This is a genomic window from Streptomyces sp. Xyl84 (assembly GCF_059731885.1).
Map to the genome: position 1 here is coordinate 6,892,806 of NZ_AP029182.1, position 21,657 is coordinate 6,914,462.

At 74.7% G+C, this 21,657-nt stretch carries 17 protein-coding genes; 11 read left to right on the forward strand and 6 right to left on the reverse strand.

What is annotated here, in order from left to right; translation table 11 throughout:
* Positions 1–3: 3 nt before the first annotated feature.
* The 4 genes from AC6I72_RS30060 (at position 4) to AC6I72_RS30075 (ending at position 5,069) form a co-directional block, all read left to right on the forward strand.
* Positions 4–774, forward strand: a complete 771-nt coding sequence (locus AC6I72_RS30060) for an HAD family hydrolase (protein WP_498004277.1) — start codon at positions 4–6, stop codon at positions 772–774.
* Between the two features lie 166 nt (positions 775–940).
* Positions 941–2,653 carry a PucR family transcriptional regulator gene (locus tag AC6I72_RS30065; protein ID WP_498004278.1) on the forward strand — a complete coding sequence of 571 codons (1,713 nt, stop codon included), beginning with the start codon at positions 941–943 and terminating at the stop codon, positions 2,651–2,653.
* A 314-nt stretch (positions 2,654–2,967) separates the two neighbouring features.
* A complete protein-coding gene (locus tag AC6I72_RS30070) occupies positions 2,968–4,344 on the forward strand; it encodes a type III PLP-dependent enzyme domain-containing protein (RefSeq protein WP_498004279.1) in 1,377 nt (458 codons plus the stop codon).
* A 56-nt stretch (positions 4,345–4,400) separates the two neighbouring features.
* A complete protein-coding gene (locus AC6I72_RS30075) occupies positions 4,401–5,069 on the forward strand; it encodes a hypothetical protein (protein ID WP_498004280.1) in 669 nt (222 codons plus the stop codon).
* A 146-nt stretch (positions 5,070–5,215) separates the two neighbouring features.
* Here AC6I72_RS30075 and AC6I72_RS30080 read toward each other — a convergent pair whose 3' ends face one another.
* Together AC6I72_RS30080 and AC6I72_RS30085 are read right to left on the reverse strand one after the other, a co-directional pair.
* A complete protein-coding gene (locus AC6I72_RS30080) occupies positions 5,216–5,947 on the reverse strand; it encodes an SDR family NAD(P)-dependent oxidoreductase (protein ID WP_498004281.1) in 732 nt (243 codons plus the stop codon).
* Positions 5,948–6,294: 347 nt separating this feature from the next.
* The gene (locus AC6I72_RS30085; RefSeq protein WP_498004282.1) at positions 6,295–7,113 is read right to left on the reverse strand and encodes a helix-turn-helix domain-containing protein; all 819 of its coding nucleotides are present in this window, start codon (positions 7,111–7,113) and stop codon (positions 6,295–6,297) included.
* A 576-nt stretch (positions 7,114–7,689) separates the two neighbouring features.
* Between AC6I72_RS30085 and AC6I72_RS30090 the strand changes: the two genes are divergently transcribed.
* Positions 7,690–8,670, forward strand: a complete 981-nt coding sequence (locus AC6I72_RS30090) for an MBL fold metallo-hydrolase (protein ID WP_498004283.1) — start codon at positions 7,690–7,692, stop codon at positions 8,668–8,670.
* 319 nt (positions 8,671–8,989) lie between these two features.
* On the forward strand, positions 8,990–9,709 hold the full coding sequence (locus AC6I72_RS30095) for a CDP-alcohol phosphatidyltransferase family protein (protein ID WP_498004284.1): 720 nt from the start codon (positions 8,990–8,992) through the stop codon (positions 9,707–9,709).
* Here AC6I72_RS30095 and AC6I72_RS30100 read toward each other — a convergent pair.
* Positions 9,669–10,148, reverse strand: a complete 480-nt coding sequence (locus AC6I72_RS30100) for an FAD synthase family protein (protein WP_498004285.1) — start codon at positions 10,146–10,148, stop codon at positions 9,669–9,671. The two genes, AC6I72_RS30095 and AC6I72_RS30100, sit on opposite strands and share 41 nt — an antisense overlap.
* Before the next feature lie 248 nt (positions 10,149–10,396).
* Here AC6I72_RS30100 and AC6I72_RS30105 point away from each other — a divergent pair, with 248 nt between their 5' ends.
* The 3 genes from AC6I72_RS30105 to AC6I72_RS30115 all read left to right on the forward strand — a co-directional run bounded on the left by AC6I72_RS30105 (position 10,397) and on the right by AC6I72_RS30115 (position 14,591).
* Entirely contained in the window at positions 10,397–11,602 is a 1,206-nt protein-coding gene (locus AC6I72_RS30105; RefSeq protein ID WP_498004858.1) for a glycosyltransferase, read from the forward strand.
* Complete coding sequence (locus tag AC6I72_RS30110; RefSeq protein WP_498004286.1) at positions 11,599–13,290, forward strand: P-loop NTPase family protein; 1,692 nt, start codon at positions 11,599–11,601, stop codon at positions 13,288–13,290. Before AC6I72_RS30105 ends, AC6I72_RS30110 begins: the two co-directional genes overlap by 4 nt.
* 62 nt (positions 13,291–13,352) lie before the next feature.
* Complete coding sequence (locus AC6I72_RS30115; RefSeq protein WP_498004287.1) at positions 13,353–14,591, forward strand: MATE family efflux transporter; 1,239 nt, start codon at positions 13,353–13,355, stop codon at positions 14,589–14,591.
* 74 nt (positions 14,592–14,665) lie between these two features.
* Here AC6I72_RS30115 and AC6I72_RS30120 read toward each other — a convergent pair whose 3' ends face one another.
* Entirely contained in the window at positions 14,666–16,189 is a 1,524-nt protein-coding gene (locus tag AC6I72_RS30120; protein WP_498004288.1) for a hypothetical protein, read from the reverse strand.
* Between the two features lie 121 nt (positions 16,190–16,310).
* Here AC6I72_RS30120 and AC6I72_RS30125 point away from each other — a divergent pair, with 121 nt between their 5' ends.
* Positions 16,311–16,850: a WcaF family extracellular polysaccharide biosynthesis acetyltransferase gene (locus AC6I72_RS30125; RefSeq protein ID WP_498004289.1), complete on the forward strand. Its 540-nt coding sequence runs from the start codon at positions 16,311–16,313 to the stop codon at positions 16,848–16,850.
* Positions 16,847–17,974, forward strand: coding sequence for a glycosyltransferase (locus tag AC6I72_RS30130; protein ID WP_498004290.1), 1,128 nt, complete (start codon positions 16,847–16,849; stop codon positions 17,972–17,974). Before AC6I72_RS30125 ends, AC6I72_RS30130 begins: the two co-directional genes overlap by 4 nt.
* Here AC6I72_RS30130 and AC6I72_RS30135 read toward each other — a convergent pair.
* On the reverse strand, positions 17,953–18,684 hold the full coding sequence (locus tag AC6I72_RS30135; RefSeq protein WP_498004291.1) for a hypothetical protein: 732 nt from the start codon (positions 18,682–18,684) through the stop codon (positions 17,953–17,955). The two genes, AC6I72_RS30130 and AC6I72_RS30135, sit on opposite strands and share 22 nt — an antisense overlap.
* Before the next feature lie 130 nt (positions 18,685–18,814).
* Positions 18,815–21,541 (reverse strand): CBM96 family carbohydrate-binding protein, encoded by a 2,727-nt coding sequence (locus AC6I72_RS30140; protein WP_498004293.1) that lies wholly within the window; start codon positions 21,539–21,541, stop codon positions 18,815–18,817.
* Positions 21,542–21,657: the final 116 nt, after the last annotated feature.

Here is a 21,657-nt window from a genome sequence, read left to right on the forward strand (position 1 = left end):
CACATGACGAAACACCACACGCTCGACCCCGACTGGGCACCCGAGGCCGTCGTCTTCGACTGCGACGGCACACTCGTCGACTCCGAACGGCACTGGGAACGCGCCCGCGGCGTCGTCCTGCGCGGCTTCGGCCACGCGCCCGGCCCGGAGTTCGCGGAGCGGAGCAAGGGCCTGCACTACATCGAGTGCGGAGCCCTGATGGCCGAGTTCATCGGCAGACCGGACTGCGCGCAGGAGCTGGCCGAACAGCTCCTGGCCGCCTACCGCGCCCTCGTCGCACGCGACCCGGCGCCCATGTCGGGCGCACGGGAACTCGTCACCGTCCTGAGCCGCCGGGCCCCCCTCGCCGTGGCCAGCAACTGCCCGGCGGACCTGGTGGAGTTCAGCCTGGAGTCGGTCGGCCTGCGTCACCACTTCCAGCACGTGGTCGTCCCCGAGGGACCCATCCGGCCCAAGCCGTACCCGGACACCTACGCGGAAGCCGTACGGCGCCTGGGCTCGAACGGCGCGAACGCGCTGGCCGTGGAGGACTCGGTCAACGGGCTCCGGGCGGCCAAACGCGCCGGACTGCGCGTGGTGGGGGTCGGTTCCCGCCCCAGCCCGGACGCCCTCGACCTGTCCACGTTGTGGGTCCGCGACCTGGAGGACCCCGGCCTGCTGGCCTGGGCCAGCGGTCTTCCGGACACCGCACACAGGGGCTCCCGCGCCCCGTTCGAGCCGAACGTGCCCCCGCCGGGCGGCCCGCCCGACACGGACGCGGGCGCCCTGCGCTGACACGCCCGGCCGCCGGGCGCCCCCGCCATCGGCCGTGACGACGGTGCGCGGCGGCCGGGCGCGGTGACCGTGCGCGCGGGCCCGAGTCCGGTGACCGTGCACAGATGGCCGTGCGCGGTGAAAGCGGCCCCGCCGCTGCGCCCCCCGGTCGCAACATAATGGGGGGATGGATCGCGAGCCGACCCCGCACCCCGGCGGTCCGACGCTGGCCCACCTCCTCACGCTGGCCGGGCCCGGGCTGCTCGACGTGGTGGCCGCACCACTCGGAACCGACGTCCCGGTCGCCGAGGTGACGGTGCACGACGTCGGCGAGGAGCGCGCCGACGACTGGACGGTGCCCGGCCACGTCCTGCTCACCCCGGGAACACCGGCCGACTCCCCGGAAGCGGTGGACGTCCTGCGCGCCGCCGAGCGGGCCGGGGCCGCCGCCCTGGTGCTGCGCCCCGGCACCCGCAGGCCCCGCACGGCCCTGACCGAGGCCGCCGCCCAGGGCCGTACCGCCCTGCTGCTCCGCGCCCCGGACACCGGCTGGACCGAGGTGCTCGGCCGGCTGCGCACGGCCCTGGTGGCCGGTGACGCCACCGCCCCGCCCCCGGCGGAGGGCCTGCGCCTGGGCGACCTGGCGGGACTCGCCAACACGGTGGCCGACCTGGTCGGCGGTGCCATCACCATCGAGGATCCGCGGTCGCGGGTGCTCGCCTACTCGCGGCTGGAGCACGGGGCGGACCCGCTGCGCACACTGACCATCCTCGGCCAGGAGGTGCCCCGCTGGAGGGTCGCGGAACTCCGTGAGCGGGGTTTCTTCCAGGCGCTGTGGAGCAGCGGCGACGTGGTGCGCCTGCCCGCCGACGACCGCTACGCCGAGCGGCTGGCCATCGCGGTCCGGCACGGTGGTGAGGTGCTCGGGTCCCTGTGGGCCGCCGCCGACGGGCGGCCGCTCGCCGCGGACGCCGCCGCGGCGCTGAGAACGGCCGCGCGTGCCGCCGTGCCGCACCTCGTGCACCACGAGGAACGGGGGAGGGAGGAGGCCGGGCGCCGCGAACAGGCCGTGCGCGACCTGCTGGAGGGCCGCCCCGGCGCGCAGCGGACGGCGCACGGACTCGGCGTGCCGCCCGAGGGGCCGTACACGGTCGTCGTCGTCGAGGTGCACGACACCCGGGACCCCGTCGGCCCGGCGCCGGCCGGCCCCGCGGGCACCAGGCGGTCCCGCCGGGCCGCGCCGTCCGGCGTACCGCCGGCGGACGCCACCGGCCACCGGGTGCTGGACATGCTCGCCCTCCAGGCAGCCGCGTACCTGCCGGGATGCGTGACCACCCGCTCGGACGGCCGGCTCTTCGTCTTGGTGTCCGCCTCCGGCGGCGCCGGGGCGAACCCGGCGCGCCGTCTGGCCGCCACCGTGCGCTCCCTGCCGCACAGCGTGGTCTTCGCGGGGGCCGGACGGCAGGCGGCGGACCTGTCGGGCGTGGCCGCGTCCCGCGCCTCCGCCGAGCTGGTGGTACGGGTCCTGCGCGAGCGGGCGGCCACGGCGGCCGGCGGCTCCCCGGCGTCGGCCTGCGCGGCCTACCAGGAGGTGGCCGCCGAGGCCGCCCTGCTCGAGGTGCTCGACCGCATCGAGCCCCTGTGGCAGGACACCCCCGGCCCGGTGCACGCGATGGTCGCGCACGACCGGGCGCACGGTTCCGCGTACGGTGACTCGGTCGCCGCGTACCTCGCCGAGTTCGGTGACACCCGTGCCGCCGCGCTCAGCCTGAACGTGCACCCCAACACCCTGCGCTACCGGTTGCGCCGCGCCCGTGAACTGTTCGGCGTCGACGTGAGCGACCCGGTGGGCCGGCTGCTGGCCGACCTCGGTCTCCGCCTCGCCCGCCGCGGCGGCTGACCCGTTCGTCCTGGCCCTGCCGGCACGCACAGGGTTCCCCGGCGACGGCGGACAACGACGGCGGCCGACGGCTTTCTGCGACGGTCGCGGACGGACGGCTGCGGAGACGGGCGGCCGCCCGCCCGGCCTCCGTGATCGTTCCTTTGTGGGACACGACAACACCGAGGGCGTTCCTGGTCGTGGCGGACGATGACGCGTCCGGCCACCGCACCGCAGGCTGTCCCTTGCGGCCGGAGCGCGGCCGGTGAACCGGCGGGACGTGTGGCGCGCGGCCGCGGCCCGTCGTACCACGGTTCTGTGAGGTGTGATTCCACGTGACTTCCGCTTCGGCCCGACGGCGGCGCACCACCCGGGAGGCGGCCCTGGCCGCGGCTGTCGGGCAGGGACTGCTGGACGCCCGCTCGCCCCTGATCGGCCTCCTGGACGTGGACGGCGTCCTCGCCGCCGTCGACAGCCTGCGCGACGCCTTCCGGGGCCCGGCCCCCGTCCAGCACACCTTCGCCGCCAAGGCGTGTTCGCTGGTGCCGGTGCTGCGCCTGCTCGCCCGGGCGGGGATGGGTTGTGAGGTGGCGTCACCCGGCGAGCTGGAGCTGGCGCTGGAGGCCGGCTTCCGCCCCGACCGGCTGGTGTTCGACAGCCCGGCCAAGACGGTCCCCGAACTGCGGTTCGCGCTCGACCACGGCATCGCGGTCAACCTCGACAACTTCCAGGAACTCGCCCGCGTCGACGCCCTGCTGGCCGGCCGCCCGCCCGCCGGACCGATCGGTCTGCGGGTGAACCCGCAGGTGGGGGCAGGCGCCATCGGGGCGATGAGCACCGCGACCACCACGTCCAAGTTCGGCATCGCCCTGCGCGACGAGGGAGCCGTCCGAGCCGTGGCCGAAGCCTTCGCGGCGCGCCCCTGGCTGACCCGGCTCCATGCCCACGTCGGCTCCCAGGGCTGCCCGCTGCCGCTCATCGCGCAGGGCGTCCGTGCGGCCCACGAACTTGCCGAGCACATCAACGCCACGCTCGGCCGCCGCCAGGTCACCGGACTGGACATCGGCGGCGGGCTGCCCGTGGACTTCGACAGCGACGAGGACCGGCCCGCCTACACCGACTACGTCACCGAACTGCGCGCCGCCGTCCCGGAGTTGTTCGACGGCCGCTACAGCCTGGTAACCGAGTTCGGCCGCTCGCTGCTCGCCAAGAGCGGCACGATCGCCTCGCTCGTCGAGTACACCAAGTCCGCCGGGGGGCGGCGTATCGCCGTCACCCACGCGGGCGCCCAGGTCGCCACCCGTACCGTGTTCATGCCCGGCTCCTGGCCCCTGCGGGCCGGGGTGTTCGACGCCGCCGGCCGCCCCAAGCGAGGGGCGACGGAGACCGTCGACATCGCCGGCCCCTGCTGCTTCGCCGGTGACCTCACCGCCGTGGGACGCGACCTCCCGGCCGTCGACCCCGGCGACATCGTGGCCCTGTACGACACCGGCGCCTACTACTTCTCGACCCACTTCGCCTACAACTCACTGCCGCGTCCGGCCGTCCACGGCTACCGTACGGACGCGGACGGACGGATCCGCTTCGCCCTCGTACGCGAGGCGCAGAGTGTGCGCCAAGTGGTCGAGGAGAGCGGCGCCGCGCACGCCGACGCCCTCGTCGGCCTGCTCGCCGCGAACGGCCCGGGACACCTGGACGGGGCCGCCGTCTGAAACGGCCGGGGCCGGGCCGTGGCCCCGGCCCCGGTCGCCCCTCGGATCGGAGGACGATGCAGTCAGGACCGTACGAAGTCGGCGCCGACGCCGCTGGGCTCGCCGCCCGGCTGCGGAACGTCTTCTGGATCGGCGGCGGGAGCGGCGCGGGCAAGTCGACGATCGCCCGGCGGCTCGCCGACCGCCAGGGCTGGCGTCTGTACGCGACCGACGACGTGATGCGGGACCACGCCGGGCGGACCACTCCCGAAGAGGCGCCCTGGCTGCACCGGTTCATCGCCATGGACATGGACGAACGATGGGTGAACCGGACTCCGCACGTCATGCTGGAGACGTTCCACTGGTTCCGGGGCGAGGGCTTCGGCCTGATCGTCGAGGACCTGCTGCGCCTGCCGCGCGAGCCGTGCGTCGTCGTCGAGGGATTCCGCTTGCTGCCGCACCTGGTCAAGCCCCTGCTGGCCGCCCCCGAGCACGCCGTCTGGCTGCTTCCCACGCCCGGGTTCCGCGCATCAGCCTTCCGGAGCCGGTCGGTGCCGGGGGAGGGGTTCGTGTGGAAGACCAGTGACCCGGCGAAGGCCGGCCGCAACCTCGCCGAACGCGACCGCTTGTTCACCGGCCGCCTCAAGGAGGAGACGGCACGGCTCCGGCTGCGCGCCATCGACGTGGACACCACCATGACGGAGGACGATCTCACCGACCGGGTGTCCGCGTCGTTCCGCCTCTGACGCCGAACCCAGCCGCCCCGCGCGGTCCGCCTCCGCGCGGTCACCCGCACCGCGGGGGCGGACGCCGGGGCTGTCGCGGGGCCGGGTGCCGGCACAGGCGTGGGGGCGGCGTGCGGGCGCGGGTGCCGCACGGGCGGGAGAGACGGTCAGGTGAGCACGGTGCCCGTCTCGTCGGCCAGTGTCCGCAGGAGACGGTCCTGGAACGCCTCGTCGTGGACGGCAGGGTGCGGCCGCACCAGCCGGCGGTGGTACCAGTACCCACCGCTGGTGCGCAGCGCCTCGGGGTCCTCCCCGGCGGCCAGCCACTGCTGGGTCCGGTGCCCCAGCTCCAGATCGTCCGGCGCGCCCGGTCCGCCCATCTTGGTGGGCACCCAGCCCGGGTCCACGGCATTGCTCGGCACGGCGGGCCGCAGACGTGCCACCGCCGCCGCGAGCACCGTGACGAACAGCTTGCTGTCGGCGTACGAGCCCGCGCTCGCGCCGGTCCAGTCGACCCCTTCCAGCGACGGACGCCCGCTGAAGTGCGAACTGCTGCTGAGGTACACCAGCCGGCGCGGAGCGCGCAGCAGGGCCGTGAGCAGGTAGGGAGCGACGACGTTGACCGGCATGACCGCCGGTCCGCTCCACACGCCGGCGTTGTGGATGACCGCGTCCAGCGGCTCGCCGTCGTTCAGCTCGGCCGCGACGCGCCGCACGGCGTCCCGCTGCGTGAAGTCGGCCACGGTCAGGTGCGCCCCGCGGCCGACCAGCGTGTCCAGCACCGCGCCGCGCTCGCGGCTGCGGGCGTGCACGACCACGTCATGGCCCGCGGACAGCAGCGCCTCGGCCGCGGCGCGCCCCAGTCCGTCGGTGGAACCGGTCACCAGGATCCGGCTCATGAGCGTGACAGGGCGTCGGCGTGCCCGACGCGGGTCGGTTCGTGGCTCGTGCAGGCGGTCATCCGCTGGTCTCCTTCGCGATCTCTCCGGCTGCGCCCACCGCGCGCCCGTGGAGCCGCCCGGTGGAACCGTTCCCTGCCAGGATTGAGCGCCGGGCGGGCGGGGCGTCGTGGGTGCCCCGGGAGGCCGGGCCGAGGAAGCCGAAGGGGGCGGGGTTCCGCTGGTTCTCCGCCCCGGCGAAGCGGCCGGGGCGGAAGCGCGGGCGAGCGCGTGGGCGGCCAGGACGTCCCGCCGACCGGTGCACACGACCGCGGGACCTGCCCGCGACGCCGGGGGCGGCCCGCGCGTCACGCTCCGCCGGACGCCAGCAGGGTGCGCAGCCGGCCGGGAGGCATCCCCACCGCGCGGCGGACGGCGCGAGTCATGTGGGACTGGTCGGTGTAACCCAGCTCCCGGGCCAGTCCCGCCAGGTCGCGTTCGCCCTCGTTGAGCCGGTCCAGGACCCGGGCCAGGCGCAACCGGTCGCGATGGGCGCACAGCGTGCTGCCGGTGACGGCCGTGAAGACCCGGCTCAGGTGGTGCGGTGACGCGCCCACGACCCGGCTCAACGCCTCCAGTCCGACCGTCGGCCGGGCGGCCAGCACGGCACGGGCGTCGTCGGCGAGACGCCGGCGCGCGGCGGCGGAGGCGGGCCGGCCGGAGGCGACGCGGTCCGGCGCGAGCCGCGCGAACACCGCGGCCGCGAACAGGGCGGTCCGCTCGGCGAGTTCGAAGCCGTCGGCGCCCCGGCGGGCGCGGGAGAGCAGCAGCCGGTGCGCGAGAGCGAGTTCAGGCGTCACCATGACCAGGCCTTCCGGGACCGTCGGATCGCCGCCCAGCAGATCCGCGACCCGGGGCTCGGACAGGACGATCTCGGTGAACGTGTCGGGGCCCAGGGGATGCGCGAACTGCTGCTCCGAGCCCAGGCGTTCGACGAACACGCTGCCCGCGTCCAGCACGTGCTCGACACCGTCGGACCGGCCGCGCAGTACGCCGTCCCGGACCAGCACCAGACCGAAGACGGGGGCGGGTCGCAGCGGCGACCAGCCGCGCGTCGTACTGCCGCAGCGCACGTCGGCGAGGTGAACGTCGTCCTCGCGCAGGTACACCCGCCGGTCCCCGGACATGCGGACATCCTAGGGCCGTCGTCACATTCCCGCCTGCCCCGCGACGCCTGGCACGCCCTCTCGCCGCACCGGGCGAAAGCCCGAGTACGCCCCCGGTACGAGGACTTCGGCCCGGCACGCCGAGAGCACGCACCGGACGCCGCAGGGCCGCCCTCCGGGCGACGACGGGAATGCGACGACAGGGCCTGGGCCCCTGCCCGGCGGATCACGCCCGGCCGCGGGAGCCGCCACGTCCGCCTGCGGCGTTGTCGTCACTCCCGACCCGCAGCGTCGACTCCCGCCTGCGGCGTTGTCGTCACTCCCGACCCGCAGCGTCGACTCCCGCCTGCGGCGTAGTCGTCGCTCGCCGATGCTCCGCGTCGGTTCCCTCCTGCGCCGTGCGGCTGCACGCACCGGCGTCCGCCGACCTGGACCGACCAGGCGCGGCGAGTTCGTGCGGCTCGATCCGCCGGACAGACCCTGGCCCCGCCCCTTGCGCGCCCCCCTGCGAACCGGACACGAACGTACAAGCCGCCGTGCACCGGCCCCCCGCACGATGTCGGACAGGCCCCCCACCGACGCCACGAGGGAGAGACCATGACCGACCGCCGCGTTCCGGACGGCACCCCGACGACGCACCCCTCCACGAGCCGCCGCCGAGTCCTGCGGGGCGGCGCCGCCGCGGGCATCGGCGCACTCACCGCGTGGGCCGGCGCGGGCGGCTCCGCCGGCGCGGCCGAGCCCCGCCGTGCCGCGCGCACCGCGCACGTCGTCGCCCGCCGCACGGGCCCCTACGAGGTGCTCGCGCTGCTGGACGCCCACGGGACCTTCCCCGGCAAGCGACAGAACTGGTTCCCCGACGCGGGCGAGGCGGACTGGGCCCGCGCGCAACGGCTCGATCCCGCCGCCTTCGGCCCGGACGACACGTGGGAACTCGACTTCCGCTGCTACGCCGTCCGCAGGCCCGGTGGCCGTGTCACCCTCGTCGACACCGGCATCGGCCCGGTCGGCAGCCCCGCCTCGCCCTGGGCGCCGGTGCCGGGCCACCTGCCCGCGGTCCTCGGGCACGCCGGCATCGAGCGGGACGACGTCGACACCGTCGTGCTGACCCACCTCCACGAGGACCACTACGGCTGGACGGTCGACACCACCGGCACCCCGGTGTTCCCGAACGCCCGCCATGTCGTCCAGCGGACGGAGATCGCGGCCCTGGCCGCCGACGACAGCGCCATGGCCTACGTGGTCGAGCCCCTGCGCCGGGCCGGTCTGCTGCACGGGATCGACGGACGGGTCAGGGTGCAGGGCGGCCCGGGCGGCCCGTCACTGACCGCCGTACCGACACCGGGACACACCGCCGGACACCAGTCCGTGCTGGTCGACGGCGGCCGGGAACGCGTCGTGATCACCGGTGACGTCCTCGTGCACGCCGTCCAACTGGTCGCGCCGAGCGTCGCGTACCGGCTGGAGAGCGACCAGGCCACGGCCCGCCGCACCCGCCGAAGGCTCCTCGACGACGCCCGTGCCCGAGGAGACCTCCTGGCCACCGCCCACCTCAACCGCTCCTTCCTGCGCCCCTGACCCGGGCCCCGGCCCGACCGGCGGCGCGTCCCTGCGGCGCAGCGCGATCGGGGGCGCGTCCGTGCGCCGCGGTGCGACCGGGCCGCGCATCCGTGCGCCGTGCACCCACCGGGGGTGAGCCCGTGCGCCCCGCCAGGATGGGGGAGTGAGCCCGTGCACCGCACCGCACCCGAAAGCGCCGCCGTGCGGCGGCGCGGCGGGGCCGCCCGGTGCCGCACGGCTTCGGCCCCGATCTTCCGCGCACACCCCGGCACCTGTGATGATGGACGCAGGGGAGCGACCGGTGGGGTCGTGAGGTCCGGGGGGATCGATGAGCAGCATGACGGATGCGACGTCGGCGCTGACGCGGCTGAAGTCCGCGCAGAAGAGCGCCAAGGGCGTCTCGCTGTATTCGCGGTTCGTGAACCGGCCCGCGGGCCGCTACCTCGCCGCGGGGGCGTACCGGCTGGGACTGACACCCGACCAGGTCACCATGGTCAGCGCGGCGTTCAGCTTCGCGGCGGTCGCGGTGGCGGCGCTCGCCGCGCCCACCTGGAACGCGGGTGCCGTTGTGTGGCTCGGCCTCGCGGTCGGTTTCGCCCTCGACTCCGCCGACGGACAGCTGGCCCGGCTGCGCGGCGGCGGCAGCGCGGCGGGCGAGTGGCTCGACCACGTGGTCGACTGCGCCAAGATCACCGCACTGCACACCGCCGTGCTGATCACCTTCTACCGCCACCCCGGTCACTTCGGGACCGCGGCCGACGGCTGGCTGCTGGTGCCGCTCGGCTTCCAGCTCGCCGCCGTCGTCACGTTCTTCGGCGGACTGCTCACCGAGCAGCTCAAGCCGAAGACGGCCCCGGGCGGCGGCGCCGCGCCCTCCACGGCGCGGGCCGTCGCCCTGCTCCCCGTCGACCACGGGGTGTTCTGCCTGGTCTTCCTGCTGATCGGCGGCGGCGCGGCCTTCCGGTGGGCCTACACCGCCCTCGCCGTCGCCGCCGCGCTCTTCCTCGCCGCCTTCCTCACCAAGTGGTTCCGGGAGCTGTCCGCGCTTCGGCGGTGAGCCGCGTCCCGCCGAGCGCGTCGATGGCGCGCCGCAGCTGGGTGCTCGAGGTGTGCACGGTGTACGGGAAGTAGACGACGTCCACGCCGACCGTCGCGAAGTCCCGCTCCAGCCGTTCCCCCTTCGGCGTGTCGCGCCAGTCGTCGCCCTTGAACAGCACGTCGAAGCGGACCTGCTTCCACGTCTGGAGCTTGTCCGGCACGGTCTCGACGAACGCCGCGTCCACGTACTGGATGCTGCGGACGATCTCCAGCCGCTCCACCAGCGGGATCATCGGTGCCCTGCCCTTGGCCTGCGCGACCATCTCGTCGGAGACCACCCCTGCCACCAGGTAGTCGCACCGGGCACGTGCGTGACGCAGGATGTTCAAGTGCCCGATGTGGAAAAGATCGTAGGCGCCCGGTGCGTAGCCCACGCGGTACGGCTTGCTCGACGGCACAGATGCCCCCCTCGTTCGATGACGGCCCCCAGGGCGCGCCCCCTGTGCGGGAGGGCGCGCGAACTTTGACGATAGCGTTCATGTCCGGTGCAGGAAGGGTGAACAATCAGGGTGATTCCTGGTTCACTGCACGACAGGGCGAGGGCCGGGGGGCCCGCGAGACGCCCACAGACAGGGGAGGCCGCCCCAGGCGGCCGGGGGGAAGGGTTCGTCCCGTGACACAGAACCACCGCGGACGCCGGCTGCTCCTGGTGTCCACCAACTACGCGCCCGAGCACACCGGCATCGGCCCGTACGCCACCGGCATCGCCGAGCACTGGGCGAGCCGCGGGCACACCACCCACGTCCTGGCCGGGCTGCCGCACTACCCGGCCTGGCGCCTCGATCCCGCCTACCGCGGGGTGTGGCGGGCCACCGAGCAGCGCGCCGGGGTCACCGTGCACCGCCGCCGGCACAGCGTGCCCGCGCGCCAGAGCGCCCTGCGCAGGGCCCTGTTCGAGGGCTCGATCCTCGCCCACGGTCTCCTCGCCCCGCCCCGCACCGGCCGCGTCGACGCCGTGCTCGCCCAACTGCCCAGCCTGGCCGGGGGAGTGCTCGCAGCCAGGATCGCCGCCCGGCACGGAGCCCCGTACGTCCCGGTCGTCCAGGACCTCATGGGCGCCGCCGCCGCGCAGTCCGGCATCCGCGGCGGCGGCCGCAGCGCCGAGCTGGCCGAGCGCGCGGAGTCGTGGGTGCTGCGCCGTGCCACCCTGGTCGGCGTCATCCACGAGACGTTCCTCGAACGGGTACGGGCGATGGGCGTGGACCCCGGACGCATCCGGCTGGTGCCCAACTGGTCGCACATACAAGCCCCTGCCGCGCCCCGGGAGCGCACCCGTGAGCGGCTGGGCTGGCGCCCGGAGCAGACCGTCGTGCTGCACTCCGGCAACATGGGCCTCAAACAGGGGCTGGACGTGCTGGTCGAGGCGGCCCGCCGCGACCCGGCCACCCGGATCGTGCTGATGGGCGACGGCAACCAGCGCGAGCACCTCGCCCGCCGCGCCGACGCGGTGCCCAACCTCCAGTTCCTGCCCCCGGCCGACGACGCCGACTTCCCCGACGTGCTGGCCGCGGCCGACGTGCTCGCCGTGACCCAGCGTGCCTCCGTCCTCGACATGAGCGTCCCCTCCAAGCTCACCTCCTACTTCGCGGCCGGCCGCCCGGTGATCGCCTCCGTCGCCGCCGAGGGCGGCACGGCACGCGAGGTGCTGCGCTCCGGTGCCGGAATCGTCGTGGAACCGGAGAATCCCGATCAGTTTCTCTCCGCGGTGCGTAGACTCGCCGAAGATCCGGCCACCGCGGAGGAGTTGGGAGCGGCGGGACCGCGCCATGTGGCCGCGCACCTGTCGCGGGAGGCGGGTCTCGCGCGCATCGACGCGCTGATCGACGAGGCTTTGGGGGGTCTGGTCAGGTGAGCGACACACACGTTCCTCTCCGGGGGGAGGACGAACCGGAGCAGTTGCGCGAGCAGTTCCGCCAACTGCTGCGCTACCGCTGGCTGATCTGCGGCGGCGTCGGCGCCGGACTGCTGGCCGGCGCCTGGCTCGGGATCACCGGGGCCGACAGCTACGCGGCCACCACCGACATCGTGCTGCGCGCCCCCACCAGCGACCCCTTCGCGCCGACCCTCTCCAGCGACAAGACGATCAACATGGGCTCCGAGCGCCAGACCGCGCTCAGCCGCAAGGTCGCCGAAGGCGCCGCGAAACAGCTCGGGATCGGCGCCGACGGCATCGACCGGCTCCAGCACGGGCTCCAGGTCACCAACCCGCCGCAGACCCTCGTGCTGCACTTCACGTACACCGCGTCCCGCCCCCGGGAGGCGGCACGCCGCGCCAACGCCCTCACCCAGTCCTACATCGACCTGCGCAAGCAGCAGTGGGAGTCCGTGCGCGGCTCGATGCTCAAGAGCCTCCAGGACCAGCTCGATCCCGTCGCTAAGCAGAACGACGAACTCTCCAGACGGATCAAGCAACTGCCCAACGGCTCCGCCGCCGACGCGGCCTACGCCGTTCAGGCCAACCTGCTCAACCGCATCACCGACCTGCGCAACAAGATCACCAGTCTGAAGGCGCTCGACATGACGCCCGGCAACGTGATCCGCAACGCCACGGTCCCCACCTCCTCCGACGGGCCGGGCCTGCCGCTCTCGCTGGGCCTGGGCGGCCTCGTCGGGATCGGCCTCGGCCTGCTCGGCGCCTGGGTGCGCCTGGTCTTCGACCCCGCGCCCCGCTCGGCCGGCGACGTCGCCCGCGCGGTGCGCGGGCCCGTCCTCGGCGCGCTGCCGCGCGGCTCGGGCGGCGCCCTCGTGGTCGGCCGCACCGACTCCCGGGCGGCCGAGGAGTACCGCTCGATCGCCTTCCGGCTCGCCTACGACGACAGGTTCGCCGACCGGCGCCGCCTGCTCGTCGTCGCCCCGCGCGGCTCCATGGAGTCCAGCGTGGCCGTCGCGGTCAACCTCGCCGCCTCCTTCGCGGAGACCGGCAAGGACGTCACCCTCGTCGAGGCCGACCTGCGCACCCCCTCCCTGGCCGAACGGCTCGACGTCTCCGCCGCCTCCCGGCCCCGCTGGAGCCGCGCCGGCGAGGTCGCCGACGGCGAGTGGCCCGGCCGCGGCCAGCTTGTCGCCGACGCGGGCGAGTCCGGTGCCTTCGGCCTCGTCCCCGGCGAGCGGGTGCGCAACGTCGCCCGCGCGCTGACCTCGGCGCGCACCACCCGGCTGATCGCCGAGGCCGACGACCCCGACGCCACCGTCGTGGTCGTCGCCCCGCCCGTCCTCGCCTACGCCGACGCCCTCGCCCTCGTCGACCGTGTCGACGGAGTGCTCATCGTCTGCGACCCGCGCACCGTGCACCGCGCCGACCTTGTCCGCATCCGCGAACTGATCGTCGGCGCGGGCGGCACCGTACTCGGCGCGGTGACGCACACCCCCTCGCGCCGGGCCGCAGCGGGCACCTCCCGCCGCGGGAACCGGCGCCACGGGCCGCGCGGTGCGCCGCAGCGGCCCGTCGCGGCAGGCCCCCGCACTCCACCCGTGGACCACCCGGAGGACGACGGCAGCACCACGATCGCGCTGCGTACCGTCCGCTCGGGGGACCGGTGACGGCCCAGGGCGAGCAGCCGGCGACCACCCGTCCGCCCCGCCCGCCGCGGAGTTCGACGGCCGTGTTCGCCTCCGTACTCGACCAGGCGGCGTCCAGCCTCACCAACATCGCCGTGCTGGTGATCGCCGCCCGCGTCTCCACGGCGCACGGCTTCGCCACCTTCTCGATGGTCTACCTGACCTTCACGGTGCTGCTCGGCCTCAACACGGCGTACGCGGGCCAGGTCGTCGTCCTGACCCGCGGCGACCGCACGGCCACCGGCGCCGCCTGCCGGTCCGCCGTCTCCTTCACCGCGCTGGCCGCCACCGCCGTCGGCGCCCTGCTCGCCGCCACCGGCGCGGTCACCGCGGCCGCCCGCGGCGGCTGGGCCGGGCCGGGCGGAGCCTTCCTCGCCCTGGGTGCCGTCCTCCCGCTGGTCCTCGTGCAGGACGTGCTGCGGTACGCGTTCTCCACGCTGCGGCGACCCGCCCTGGCCCTGGCCGCCGACACCCTGCGCCTGGTGTGCGTGGTGCCCGTCCTGCTGCTCCAGCCCCGGCACACCGCGCCGGGACTGCTCGTCGCCCTGTGGGGACTGTCGGCCATGCCGGCGCTGCTGCTCGGCCTGCGCCTGCTGCGGCCCCACGTGCGCGGCACCCGCACGGACCTGCGGCCCTATGCGCGCCGCGGCCACCTCGGACAGCGCTTCGTGGTGGAGTTCGCCGTCGGCAACGCCTCCAGCCAGCTCGCCGTGCTGGGCCTCGGCCTGTTCGCCGCCCCGCTGGCGGTCGGTGCGCTGCGCGGGGCGACCACGCTCTTCGGCCCGCTCAACGTCCTGTTCAACTCGGTCAACGCGTTCGGGCCGCCGCTGCTGGGCCGGCTCGGCGGCCGCCGGGCCACCGCCCGCGCCGCCGGCGTCCTCGGCCTCGCGCTCTGCGCCGTCGGCCTCGCCTGGGGCCTGGTGCTGCACGCCCTGCCCGGCGGCACGGGACACCAACTCCTCGGCGCCACCTGGCAGTCAGCCTCCGCACTGCTGCCCGCCTCGGGCGCGCAGTACGCGGTGATGGGCCTGGGCACCTGCGCCCTGGTCACCCTGCGCGTGCTCAGTCCGCGCGCCACCCTGTCGGTGCAGGTGGTGTTCTCCCTGCTGTCGGTCGCCCTCATGCTCGGCGGCTACCTGCTCAGCGGGTCGGCGCTCGGCGCGGCCTGGGGGCTGGCCGCGGGATCCGCCCTCAAGGCGGCGGCGGCCTGGACCCGCGTCGCCCGCCTGCCCGGCCGGGAGCCGTCCCCGGCCGCGACCACCCCGGCGGTCCCCACCCCCTGAGCACGCCCGGCGGGCCGCCCCGCGGCTCCGAACGGAAGAGAGGGCGAGCCGGGCGCCCAGGTCGTCCGGGGCTCTCAGCGCAGCCCGGCCGCCCGGTCCTGCCGGAACGTGGTGATCAGCGCGATGCAGCACACCGCGATCGCCACCCGCCCCGACGCCTGCAGCAGCGGCCCCCGCAGCAGGATGAAGGAGTACCCGGCGACCAGGGGCACGGTCAGCGCGATCAGACTGCCCGGCGGAGCCCGCCGCACCGCCCGGCGCGCATAGCGGCGGTCGACCCGCGCCGCCGCGTACCCGAGCCCCACGAACCCCGCCGCCATGCCGGCCGGACCGAAGTCGATCCACAGTTCCGCCCACACCGGCGACGACAGGTTCGTGTTCGTCGCCCCCATCCACTGGCCGACCACCACACCGGTGTCCATCGGCTTGCCCGGCCACACCGACCGCGGCACCGCGAACAGCACCGAGCCCGCCAGCTGGCGGCCGTAGGTGTGGCCGCGCCCCGACCGTACGAAGGTGATCGTGTTCGCGAACATGCCGACCTGGTCGTAGTCCTTCACGGCCAGCGGTTCCAGAGGCGAAGTCGTCTGCAGCGGACGGTAGTTGGTGTCGTCATAGCGGAACCGGTCCGCGAACGGGAAGACGATCAGCGCCACCACCACACCCAGGCTGAGCGCGATCCGGTACAGCGCGGCGCTCACCGGGAACAGGGTGAACAGCATCGAGAACAGGACGGTGAGGAACCAGAACCGCGGGTTGGACACCGGGTTGTTGACCACCGCGTTCACCGCGGCCAGCGCCAGCCACACGGCGATGACCACCACCGAGCGGCGGGCCCGCCGCGAGGTCACCAGCCACCGCGTGTACACCAGCCAGGCGATCAGGACGGGCACGGTGCCCAGGCCGCGCACGATGGCCTGGCTCGCCTGCGAGTCCTCCTGGGAGAGCCCCGCCTCCTGGACACTGCTGATGATCTCCTGACGGCTGGTGAAGAAGACCGCGGGACCGCCCAGCCTGACCACCAGGAGCGCCGAACCGGCGAAGGCCAGAAGGGTCAGCACGTACAGCCGGCGGCGGTGCACCAACGCCGGGCGCCGCCCCTCCTCCCGCTCCCGGCGCGGCCGCTGGCGGGCCAGCAGCGCACCGATGTCGAAGGCGACGCAGCCGATCAGGACCAGCGAGACGGCCTCGGTCAGATCGGTGCGCGCCCCCACCACCGGGGTCGGTGTGCGTCCCAGGACCGCCTGGGCGAGCGGCGCCACCCCCATCGCCATGTAGACGAACAGCCAGAACGATCCGGCGAGCAGCTTGCGGCGGCTGGTGAGGATCATCGCCGACAGCCGGACGCCCGCGTACACCGTCAGCGCCAGCTGCATCCACAGCGCGGAGTCGCGCAGACCCGAGCCCGGCTGCACCAGGACCAGCAGCGGCAGGAACACCGAGAAACCGAGCACCAGCGGGACCGACAGCGCTCGGGACAGCAGCGTGCGCGGTGAGAACGGCGGCAGCGGGCCCGACCCCCGCCCGCCCCGGTCCGCTGCCCGTGCCACCGGCGTCCGCGGCGCCGCCGCCACGCTCCGGTCCGTCTGCTGCGCCATGGCGCCCCCGCCCCCGAGAAGATCCCCGCCGCAGTCTACTGACGGCAGCCCTGCGGGGAACGGTCAGCGACTAGAGTGGGCCGAACGGCGTCAGGGGAGGCGCCGTTGGGGGGTTGGATCGATGCGTGATCTCACGGCCTTCACACTGGCCGGCTACGACAAGGGCCGCGGCCCGCTCGTCCAGGCGCTCTGGTTCGCGGTGATGAACACCGTCTTCAAGGCATGGTTCACCCCGGCCCGCGTCCGGACGGCCCTGCTGCGCGCGTTCGGCGCGGACATCGGGACGGGAGTGCTCGTCCGGCACCGGGTGCGGGTGCTGTGGCCGTGGAAACTGACGGTCGGCGACCACACCTGGATCGGCGAGGGGGCATGGATCCTCAACCTGGAGCCCGTCACCCTCGGCGCCCACGTGTGCGTGTCGCAGGAAGCCCTGCTGTGCACCGGCGGCCATGACCACCGCGCCGCCGACTTCCGCTACCGCAACGCGCCCATCGCCGTGGACGACGGCGCCTGGATCGCGGCCCGCGCCACCGTCCTGGCCGGAGTGACGGTCGGCCGCTGCGCCGTCGTCGGCGCCGGGGCCGTCCTCCACGAGGACCTGCCCGAACGGACCCTGCACACCGCCGACAACCGGCGCCGCCCCGTCGAGGAGCCGGTGTGAGAGTGCTGCACGCGGTCACCCTGCACAGCACGACCCACGCCTTCGGCGGCCCGGTCCGGGTCGCCCTCAACCTCTGCCAGGGCCTGCGCGCCCGCGGACACGACGCCCGCCTCACCGCCCTGGCCGACGGCTTCGCGCGGCCGCTGCCCGAGGAGGTGGAGGGCGTGCCCGCCCGGCTCCATCAGGCGCGCCGGGTCCTGCCGCTCGGGTTCAGCGGCCTGACCTCCCCCTCACTCCTGGCCGGCGCGCACCGCCTCGTGCGGCGGGCCGACGTGGTCCACGTGCACCTCGCCCGCGACCTGGTGACGCTGCCGGTCGCGCTCGCCGCGCTGCGCGCCGGACGCCCCCTGGTCCTGCAGACGCACGGCATGGTCGACCCGAGCGAGCGGCGCTCGGCCCGGCTCCTCGACGCGGTCGCGGTGCGCCGGGTGCTGCGCGGCGCCGCCGCCGTGCTGCACCTGACCACCCGCGAACTGGACGATCTGAACGCGGTGGTGGGCGCGCCGGGCCTCGGGCGCGCCGTCCGCCTGGTCAACGGTGTCCCCGCGCAGCCGGAGGGTCCCGGCCCGCAGGGCCCGCCGCGCATCCTGTACGCGGCCCGGCTGCAGGCGCGCAAGCGCCCCGTCGACCTGGTGGACGCCGCCCCCGCCGTCCTGGCCCGGCACCCGGAGGCGACCTTCGTGGTGGCCGGTCCCGACGAGGGCGAACTCGCCGCCGTGCGCCGGCGCATCGCCGAGCTGGGGCTCGCCGGGAAGGTGAGCTGCCCGGGTCCGCTCACCGGGACCCGCATGGCCGAGGAACTGCGCCGGGCACACGTCTACGTGCTGCCCTCGGTGGACGAGCCGTTCCCGATGTCGGTGCTGGAGGCGATGGCCGTCGGCACGCCGGTGGTGGTGACCGGTTCCAACGGCCTGGCCCGTGACGTGGAGCGGGCCGGAGCCGGGCGCGTGGTGAGCGGCGCGGACGGCATCGCTCCCGCGGTGCTCGACCTGCTCGACCCGTCCGCGCGGCGCTCCGCGTCGGCGGCGGCCCGGGGGCTCACCGCCGAGGCGTTCTCCATGGACGCGGTGCTGAGCACCCTCCTCGACGTGTACGAGCGGTCCTACGCGGGCAGCCAGGCGTAGCAGCCGGAGGAGACGAAGGCGCGGGTGCCGGCCGGGACCTTCGCGGTGACCTTCTTCGCGCCGCCCGTGCCGGGCCCGGACGCCAGCACCTTGTCGCCCGCGCCCAGGGCCTGCCAGGTGCAGCCGCCGGTGCTGGTCAGCGCCCGGTAGCTGCCCGGCCGCGGGTTCTTCCGGGTGCCGTCGGGGAAGCCGGTGGCGGCCGTATCCAGCAGGGGCTTCAGCGTCGGGCAGAGCTGGTCGATCGCCGCGTCCGCGTTCGGCACCTCCCCGGTGATGAGCGCGCCGACGGCGGCGTCCTTGTCGTGGGCGGCGGTGCGCCCGATGCGCTGGCAGGCCTCCTGGCCGACCTGGAGCACGGCGGCCGGGTCCATGTGCGCGGGCACCCGCCCGTGCAGGTACTTCTTCTCCCTGGCGGTGAAGGACCCGGTCGCCGGGGTGAGCCTCGCGTCGGGCACGACCGGCCCCGCGGGTGCCTTCGACGGCGCTTTCGGAGGCGCCGGCGGGCCCGCGGGAGCGGGGCTCGTCGGCTCGTCGGGCACGGCGGCGGCCTGTGCGTCGGACAGGCTCTGCGTGGGTTTCGGACCGGCCTGCGTGCCGCCGTGCGAGGAGCAGCCGGCGAGCGCGAGGAGCGCGGTGAGGGCGACGGCGCCGACGGCACCGCGCCGGCGCCCGGGGAGTTGTCGAAGAGGCCTGGTGGGGCGAGTGCGCATGGTGGCTCCTGGGCCCGGCGGGCCTGGGTACGGTGGCGGGCCCGCACGGTGGGTACGGGCCCGGATGGGCCGTGCGGGGGCGCCGGACGGTACGGTCCGGCGCCCCCGCACGCGGGGGACGCCGCGAGGATCAGGGCGCCCCGAACGTCAGCACCAGCTGCGGGGTGTTCTCCGCGGCAGACGCCTCCCTCGACCACAGCCACAGCGCGTCCGTCCCGGTGCTGGTGAGCGCCACGTCATAGGTGCCGCCCAGGGAGGGGGAGAGCGCCGAGGTGTCGAGCGCCGCCGAGTACAGCGTCGAGACGTCGGTGGCCCCGCTCAGGGTGCCGAGCACGGTCTGCGACACGGCGGGCCGGGTCGCGAAGGTCGTCCCCGCCTCCGTCCAGTCCCCGGTGACCGGCAGCACGGAGATGTCGTCCGTGCTGCCCGCGCTGCTCAGCGTGGTGGTCTTCACCGCCAGCCGTGCGCTCTTGAGCACCGTCCCGGCCGGCGCCGACGGCAGGTCGAAACGCAGGTACGTCTCGTAGGCCGCGCTGCCGCGCACCGCCAGCGAGGTGGAGGTGCCGTAGGCGGTGCCGGCGGCACCGGCGTTGACGTACGTGTCGGCCGTCGCGGGGACGGTCTGCACGGTGTCGGCCGGGGCGGAGGCCAGGGTGTAGTGGCTCTTGACCTGGTCCGGGCTCAGGACCGACGGGTAGATCGCCGTCTCGTCGATCTGCCCGGCGAAGTAGTTGCTGAAGGGCTGGTTCGGCCAGTTGCTGAGGTTGTCACCGCCGACGTGCCAGTAGCCGCTGTAGCTCTGGCTGCCCGTCTCGGCGAGCGTGCCGACCCGGGCTCCGTCGACGTACAGCACCACCCCGGAGGGCCCCTGCGTGGCGACCACCTGGTGCCAGGAGCCGTCGTTGTAGCTGCCGGGCGAGGTGACGGTGCGGGTGCTGCCCGTGTACACGCCGAAGACCAGCCGGCCGTCGTTGCGCATGTAGATGTGCTTGTCGTAGCTGCTGCTGGTCCGGGTGGTGTTGTTGCCGAACCCGACGAGCTTGCCGCCCCGGGTCGTGGTCGTCCTGAACCAGGTCTCGATCGAGTACTGGCTCGGCACCGTGGTGCGCTTGTCGCTGTAGACGTACTGGTTGCGGCCGTTGAAGCCGATGGCGGTGGACGGACCGGTCACGGCGGCCGGAGTCTGCCGCAGCGCGGGCGCGTTGACGTGGATGCCGCTCTGGTCGCCGGGCGAGGTGTCGTTGACGTAGGGAGCGGCCGACTCGTCGTAGCGCCAGTACAGGCCGGCGCCGTCGTCGAGGACCTTCGCGGCGTACTTCTGGGCGGAGACCGGCACCGTCACCGTGGCCGCGGCGGACAGCGCGGAGGTGTTGCCCGCGCCGTCGGAGGCGGTCACCCGGTAGCTGTAGGCGGACCCCGCGGTGACGTTCTTGTCGATGAACGACATCTGCGGGCGCGACCACTCCACGGAGTCGCCGTCGACGGTGTAGACCGGTGTGGAACCGCCGTTGCGGTACACCTTGTACGTCAGCTTCGTGTCGTCCGTGTCCAGACTGGCGCGCCAGCGGACGTGGGTCTCGGTCGGCTTGACGGCGTCGGCGCCGACCGACGGCACCGTGGGCGCACCGGTGTCCGGGGAGGCCGCGAAGCGTGTCAGGCCCTGGGCCGCCGAGCCGTTGACGGTGGTGAACTCGCCGCCCACCCACATGTACTTGTTGTCGGCGGTCTCGGAGACCACCATGGCGCGCGGGCCGATTCCCTCGCCCAGCCCGTCGTTGGTGTCCGGGAACCAGCCCAGTTTGGCGGTACTGGTCGTCGGCTCCGCGAGCAGGTGGTGCCGGCGCCCGTCGGGGAACTCCCCGACACTGGAGCAGTCATGGGCGTGCGAGGCGCTGTAGAGCACGTCCTGGTAGGACTTGACGGCCTGGGTGGCGCCCAGGCAGGTGTCGCGCCAGCGCTGGTTCAGCGTCGACAGGTCGAGCGCGATCCGGCCGTCGAAGACGCCGCCGCCGGTGCCCTCGTTGCCGGTGTAGAAGCCGGTGGCGTCGGTGTCGAGCGCCTTGACCACCGAGTTCGTCTCGATGAACCCCGGATAGGTGCGAACGTTGGCGCCCGTGTCCGCGTCGACCACGGCCAGGGCGTGCGAGTTCGCGCCGTTGACGGTGAAGAAGTCACCGCCGAGGATCACGTTCTTGCCGTCGGGGCTGACCGCCACGGCCCGGCCGGGCTCGTCGACGTCGGCCTGGAACGGCTTGACCGCGCCGCTGCCCGCGTCCACCGCCGCGTACCGCGCGTGCGCGCTGCCGCCGACCGTGGAGAAGTCCCCGCCCAGGTAGACGGTGTCGTCGGTGACCGCGAGCGCCCGCACGGTGGCGGGGACACTCGGGTGGAAGTCCGCCCTGGGCGTGCAGGTGGCGATGTCGATGGCGGCCAGGCTGGAGACCTGCGTGCCGTTGACCGCGCCGAAGTAACCCCCCGCGTACAGCGTCTTCTGGTCGGGCGAGACGGCCAGCGCCCGCACGGTCGCGGTGCCGCTGCCGACGGTGAAGGACAGTCTGCACGACGTGGGCGCGCCGCTCGCCGCGTCCAGCGCGACGAAGTTCACCGCGTCCTGCGCGGTGCCGCTCGCCCCCTCGGGCGGGCGCACCTGCGAGAAGGTGCCGCCCGCGAAGACCGTGCCGTGCGCCTGGGCCAGCGCCCACACGATGCCGTTGGTCTGCCAGGTCGGCAGGTCGTCGGCGGTGAAGGCGACGGGCGCCGTCACGGCGGCGGCCGGCTGCGGTGGCAGCGCCACCACACCCAGACCCGCCGCGGTGGACAGAACTAGGGCGGCGCTGAACCGCCTGGATCTCTGCATGAACCCCCCGGCTCCCGGGCCCGCTCACGGGCCCTCTGCCTCGGGCCCGCCCGGTGATTCCCCGGGCCGGACGGGACCGAATCAACTTGTTCGCTCGCGAACCATACGAGCACATG

Coding starts and splice junctions, on each gene's coding strand:
- AC6I72_RS30135 (WP_498004291.1), bottom strand. CDS start 18,684: ATGCGCACTCGCCCCACCAGGCCTCTTCGACAACTCCCCGGGCGCCGG.
- AC6I72_RS30075 (WP_498004280.1), top strand. CDS start 4,401: ATGCAGTCAGGACCGTACGAAGTCGGCGCCGACGCCGCTGGGCTCGCC.
- AC6I72_RS30085 (WP_498004282.1), bottom strand. CDS start 7,113: ATGTCCGGGGACCGGCGGGTGTACCTGCGCGAGGACGACGTTCACCTC.
- AC6I72_RS30125 (WP_498004289.1), top strand. CDS start 16,311: ATGCGTGATCTCACGGCCTTCACACTGGCCGGCTACGACAAGGGCCGC.
- AC6I72_RS30090 (WP_498004283.1), top strand. CDS start 7,690: ATGACCGACCGCCGCGTTCCGGACGGCACCCCGACGACGCACCCCTCC.
- AC6I72_RS30120 (WP_498004288.1), bottom strand. CDS start 16,189: ATGGCGCAGCAGACGGACCGGAGCGTGGCGGCGGCGCCGCGGACGCCG.
- AC6I72_RS30065 (WP_498004278.1), top strand. CDS start 941: ATGGATCGCGAGCCGACCCCGCACCCCGGCGGTCCGACGCTGGCCCAC.
- AC6I72_RS30080 (WP_498004281.1), bottom strand. CDS start 5,947: ATGAGCCGGATCCTGGTGACCGGTTCCACCGACGGACTGGGGCGCGCC.
- AC6I72_RS30060 (WP_498004277.1), top strand. CDS start 4: ATGACGAAACACCACACGCTCGACCCCGACTGGGCACCCGAGGCCGTC.
- AC6I72_RS30140 (WP_498004293.1), bottom strand. CDS start 21,541: ATGCAGAGATCCAGGCGGTTCAGCGCCGCCCTAGTTCTGTCCACCGCG.
- AC6I72_RS30095 (WP_498004284.1), top strand. CDS start 8,990: ATGACGGATGCGACGTCGGCGCTGACGCGGCTGAAGTCCGCGCAGAAG.